Consider the following 4,932-nt stretch of genomic DNA (forward strand, 5'->3'; position numbering starts at 1 on the left):
GAAGTACACAATAGAATCGGCTTTGCCATCTCCGTTCACATCTCCTACCAACTGTTGGCTTGATCCTACTCCATGGCCTTCTATCCATCTTGTGTAGGCTCCAAATCCACTTCCGTTTGAGAGTGCCACCCACCATTCTCCGTTGTCGAAGTACACAATAGAATCGGCTTTGCCATCTCCGTTCACATCTCCTACCAGCTGTTTAGTAGAACCAATTCCATGGCCTTCTATCCAGTTTGAATAAGCTTCGAACTTATTTCCGGTTGACAGCGACACTTTCCACTCCCCGTTGCCGTTATAAACGATAGAGTCCTCCTTTTTGTCCCCATTCACATCAGCAAAAAAAGACATACCGGGAGATGCATCTCTACTCCCTATGGGCATTCCGTATGCTACGGGATAAAATGCACTGTTATACAAAATACTTATAAAAATAAATAATTCAGGTAACCGTGTCACTCGCATTTCAACTGATCTCCTTTATGTTCCACATACAGATTATTTTTTGGATATTTTTATATCATCTATTGAAATCTCTCCATCATGTCGAATCCCCCAAATTAAATAATAATCACTATGGGAGCCTGTAGTAAACGTAATGGTTGTCGTATTTATGGTTCCGTTATCATAATCCTGCAGCTTAGTGAATGCCTTATCATTGATAAAGTCCATACTGGCGCTTCTCACTAAGAAATAAAAATATCCATCCTTCTCAGGCTTGGACAATATTTTATATTTAAAAGTAATAGAATAGGTTGTATTCGGTTCAAATTTAATTTTACTTCGATCAGAATGGAGGAATTCATTCCACTCCACCGAGCCATCTGCGGTCCCGTATGCAGAGAATGCTCCTTCAATCGTGTCGTTTGGATTATTGGTGATTTTTTGTCCTATGTAATCTGAATTCTGATATGATCCATGTTCGAATCTTTCAATATCATTAAGCTCGATAAATTTGTTTACCATATTTCCATTTGCATCGTAAAAAAACCTTTCTATGAGATTCATGCCCCATTTTCGAAAAGGCATTTCAATGATTCGGTTATTTGAGTCATAAATATAGTTTGCTTGTCCGTTCTTCAGGCGATGCTCTGGAGCATTTCTTGTCGAATCCATTGCAAATACGGCAATCCCGTCAACACTTAATAATTGTGAAAGTAATATTATCCCCATAATGAGTACGACACATTTTCCCCATCAATACCTCTCCTCTAAATACAATTGTTTATTTTCTAGTAGATGTGTTATCTTGACTCGATTAATAGTAATTATCCTAATGTACTAGGTTGTTCAGTAATAAGTCCCCCTTTCAAACAAGAAAAAAAGCATAACATCAGGTACAATGTAATGCCTTAGCGTTCATTTGGACGCGGTATTTTTTATATCCATTATTTTCATGTTTATTATAGATTACATTTTTCCTTAACGTAAGTACCATTTGTCTTTTTTTAAATAAACCTGTCGATAACTACACCAGCTCCCTCAGCCAATAAGACAAGAACTCCCGAATACGTTCATCCCTCTCAGACTGCAGCACTCGCCGGAACATCCAGCGTACCCGCTCCCTTACCGTCCGATCCCGCTTCGCACACAATCCTAGAAGATCGATACAATGCAGCCGCTCAGCCGCGCGCCCATGCTCCAGCAGGTGGGCATATACAACAGTGCCGCGGGCAACTTCCCGCATGCAGGCATCTGCCAAGCGCGGATTTCCGTACTCCAACTCAAGATCTGCCGGCTCGCCGGAAGCAATGAGAACAAGCAGTTCCAACATGTACGGGCGTGCCGTATCCGTCGTATTCTGAATCATGCTTACCAAGCAAGTGGCCGTCGGTACAGCCACCTCGTACAGGGCGCCCTGCACAACCGCAATTGCTTCTATCGATACACTGGCCAGCTCCGCTTCTGCTGTTGTCGAAGCATCCTTCAACTGAAGGAGAGCCTCAGGCAGCCGTTCCGCTGCTTCTGCCCCCCGATATGTCGTCCAAGGTATGCGAATGATATCCCATGTCATCGTTCAGCCCTCCTTCTAGGATGCCATCTCATCTATGATTAACATATTAGAGTCACCTCAGAATCAGAAGCATATCTGTGTAATCGAAGGATGCCCCTAAGCGGTAACAGATTCCATATTGCATTTCCCACCTTCCATCGCGCAAAAGAATTCGATACTCCCGTGAGTAAACCATCATTATATCTGAGCGCAAGTGCAAGTTGCCGCCGGCTCTCGAATATATTTAGTTGCATAAACACGAATCGATTCATGCGCATCGATCAATCACACATGGAGGCGAAGGCCATGAACGTCATGAGAGCTTTAGGGTATGAGGAAACCGATCGTCTGCTCATCATTAATGCCGACGACTTCGGTATGTGTCATGCAACGAACATGGGGATTATGCAGCTGCTTGAAGAGGGATCGATTTGTTCCACCTCCATCATGATGCCGTGCGGCTGGGCCAAGGAAGCAGCGAAGTGGAGTGCCGCTCATCCAGAGCTGGACATCGGGGTACACCTCACCTTCACGAGCGAATGGGGAGGGTATAAATGGTCGGCGATGAATCGATCACGAGATATTTCCACCCTGCTCACCGAGGAGGGCTACTTCCCTGAGGATTGTCTGACCGTCGAGCATCTCGCCGATCCTGAGCAAATTCGCTGTGAAATGATTAGTCAAATTGAAGCGGCAAGACGCAGCGGCATTAATATTACGCATGCGGATAACCACATGGGCAGCTTGTACGGTCTCGCGTCGGGACGGGATTTCCTAGACGTAGTATTTGATGTATGCGCAGCGTATGGACTGCCGTTCCGCATGCCAAGACGTATTGGCGGCATGAAGCTGAGTCCAGGGCTCGAGAAGATGGCGAAGAAGCGGATCGATCTGGCAGATGCCAAAGGGGTTGTCATTCTGGACACGTTGCTCGGGCTCCCTTATGAACGGATTCCAGGAGAGACATATGCTCAGGTTAAAGCCAAGGCGGAAGCACTCCTACGCGGTCTTCTTCCCGGTATTACCGAGATGTACCTCCACCCCTCCATCGTATCTGATGAATTAAAGGCCATTACTCCGCATTGGGAGAAGCGCGGCATGGAATGGAGATTGTTCCGCGATCCTGACATCAAGCGCATCATTGCAGAAGAAGGAATTCAGCTTATTCGCTGGCGAGACTTGCGGGATGTACAGCGCGGCCAGCTCCCACCGCTTATGTAGGAACAAGAAGGAGGTCATACAATGAGCATTTCGATATCCCCTGCACGCAAAGCGGCCTTCGCTTCAGGAAATATTTCTGCCAACTTATTGGCCCAAATGTTCGCGGCCTATATTGTGTATTATTACGTCGACATCCTTGGCGTCCGTCCAGGTCTCATCGGCATTGCGATGGTGATCCACGGACTCGTCGGCGCCGTTCTTAATCCATTGTTCGGCTATATGTCCGATCAGTTTCGAACGAGGTGGGGCCGGCGTATTCCCTACATGGCATTTGGAACGATACCGCTTGCGGCTGTATTTACACTCATCTGGTTCCCACTCGCTTCCGGTGACGGGCTGTTCTGGTACTTCCTTGTGCTCGTGCTGCTGTACGATATTCTGTATGTACTCGTCATCCTCAATTATTCAGCGTTGTTCCCGGAAATGTTCGTTACGATGAAGGAGCGAGCAGCTGCCTCTTCGTGGAAGCAAATGTTCGGCATACTGGGGATGATTGGAGGGGTAGCAGCACCACCTCTAGTTTATACCGAATACGGATGGGGGGCTATGGGGCTTACCTTCGGAATCATTTCCGCTATATTTCTGGCAGTGATGATCTGGGGCTCGAAGGAGAATGAGCAGGCATCTGCTCGCTCAATCGGGTTATGGAAGGCTATTGTGTATACGTTCTCTAACCGTTCTTTTGTCGCCTATGTACTGGGCGGTTTCTTCGTGCAATTGACCTTTGCTCTTCTGACCGCGGCGATTCCGTTCTTCACCAAGTATGCACTGCATGCAAATGAAAGCGCCAACACAATTATGCTTGGGCTGGTCTTCGTTACTGCGATCCCGTTCGTGTACGTATGGGCGCATTGGACGAAACGCTACGGACCGCGCAAAACGATGATTGCTGCCATCGTATGCTATATGTTTGCCTTAGCTCCACTTCTGTTCGTCTCATCGGAACTTGGCGCTTATATAGCAGGCGCATTCATCGGGTTCAGCCTTGCTGGACTTATCATCCTACTCGACATTCTCCTCTCTGAGGTCATTGACGAGGACGAGCGCACGACAGGGGCACGACGCGAAGGTATGTATTTCGGCATGAATGGATTTATTATTCGGTTCGGCGTCTCCCTGCAAGCCATTATTATGAGCACCGTACTCGAATCCAGCGGCTATGTTGCCAATAGCGCGCAGCAGCCTGACGCAGCCATATTCGGGATCAGACTGATGCTGGCAGGCATCCCAATCGTTGCACTCGTATTCGCCATCATTTGCTTTGTTATCTATCCGATTCGCAGCTCGCCGCAAAGGGATGGATCTTAGCAATTTACACTTTAGACTCGTAGCTTTGCTTTTCGCACTCAGCACTCAGCACTCAGCACTCAGCACTCAGCACTCAGCACTTTGCTCTTGCTCTTGCCGATAGTTCTCTCTGGTGTTTCCTTACCGAATCAACCGCCGAAACGCTTCGTCAGCTTGTCCATATGGGCTTGTGCAATCTCACTCAAATCAATGTCATACTTCTCCGACAGCACAATGACATTCGCCAGCACATCACCGAGCTCTTCCACCAGTTCTTGACGCAGTTCATCGCGGCTGCGCTCCCCTTCATCTGGACGGTCACGGCCAATTTCCAGCGCCCGAACAACACGCGCAACCTCTCCTACTTCCTCCATAAGGAAGCCGACGCGAATAAAGGAATTATATTGCGACCATTCCCGCTTCTGATAAAA

At 47.5% G+C, this 4,932-nt stretch carries 6 protein-coding genes; 2 read left to right on the forward strand and 4 right to left on the reverse strand.

The features are described from left to right. The 3 genes from AZ66_RS26945 to AZ66_RS26955 form a co-directional block, all read right to left on the reverse strand. On the reverse strand, positions 1–465 hold a 465-nt coding region (locus AZ66_RS26945), incomplete at its 3' end, for an FG-GAP repeat domain-containing protein (RefSeq protein WP_044357700.1). A 33-nt stretch (positions 466–498) separates the two neighbouring features. Next, positions 499–1,173: a hypothetical protein gene (locus AZ66_RS26950; protein WP_044357701.1), complete on the reverse strand. Its 675-nt coding sequence runs from the start codon at positions 1,171–1,173 to the stop codon at positions 499–501. A 295-nt stretch (positions 1,174–1,468) separates the two neighbouring features. Continuing rightward, on the reverse strand, positions 1,469–2,014 hold the full coding sequence (locus AZ66_RS26955; protein ID WP_044357702.1) for a hypothetical protein: 546 nt from the start codon (positions 2,012–2,014) through the stop codon (positions 1,469–1,471). 285 nt (positions 2,015–2,299) lie between these two features. Between AZ66_RS26955 and AZ66_RS26960 the strand changes: the two genes are divergently transcribed. Together AZ66_RS26960 and AZ66_RS26965 are read left to right on the forward strand one after the other, a co-directional pair. Further along, complete coding sequence (locus AZ66_RS26960) at positions 2,300–3,214, forward strand: polysaccharide deacetylase family protein (RefSeq protein WP_044357703.1); 915 nt, start codon at positions 2,300–2,302, stop codon at positions 3,212–3,214. Positions 3,215–3,235: 21 nt separating this feature from the next. Continuing rightward, the gene (locus AZ66_RS26965; RefSeq protein WP_044357704.1) at positions 3,236–4,522 is read left to right on the forward strand and encodes an MFS transporter; all 1,287 of its coding nucleotides are present in this window, start codon (positions 3,236–3,238) and stop codon (positions 4,520–4,522) included. A gap of 128 nt (positions 4,523–4,650) precedes the next feature. On the opposite strand, the gene AZ66_RS26970 is transcribed toward AZ66_RS26965, so the two are convergent. Further along, positions 4,651–4,932: MazG nucleotide pyrophosphohydrolase domain-containing protein (locus AZ66_RS26970; RefSeq protein ID WP_052648896.1), on the reverse strand; the 282-nt coding region annotated here is incomplete at its 5' end.

Source organism: Paenibacillus sp. E194, from assembly GCF_000935845.1.
Lineage (GTDB): Bacteria > Bacillota > Bacilli > Paenibacillales > Paenibacillaceae > Paenibacillus_B > Paenibacillus_B alvei_B.

Bases quoted from the DNA above. Each gene is read 5' to 3' on its own strand.
- AZ66_RS26950 (WP_044357701.1), bottom strand. From the start codon at position 1,173: ATGGGGATAATATTACTTTCACAATTATTAAGTGTTGACGGGATTGCC.
- AZ66_RS26955 (WP_044357702.1), bottom strand. From the start codon at position 2,014: ATGACATGGGATATCATTCGCATACCTTGGACGACATATCGGGGGGCA.
- AZ66_RS26960 (WP_044357703.1), top strand. From the start codon at position 2,300: ATGAACGTCATGAGAGCTTTAGGGTATGAGGAAACCGATCGTCTGCTC.
- AZ66_RS26965 (WP_044357704.1), top strand. From the start codon at position 3,236: ATGAGCATTTCGATATCCCCTGCACGCAAAGCGGCCTTCGCTTCAGGA.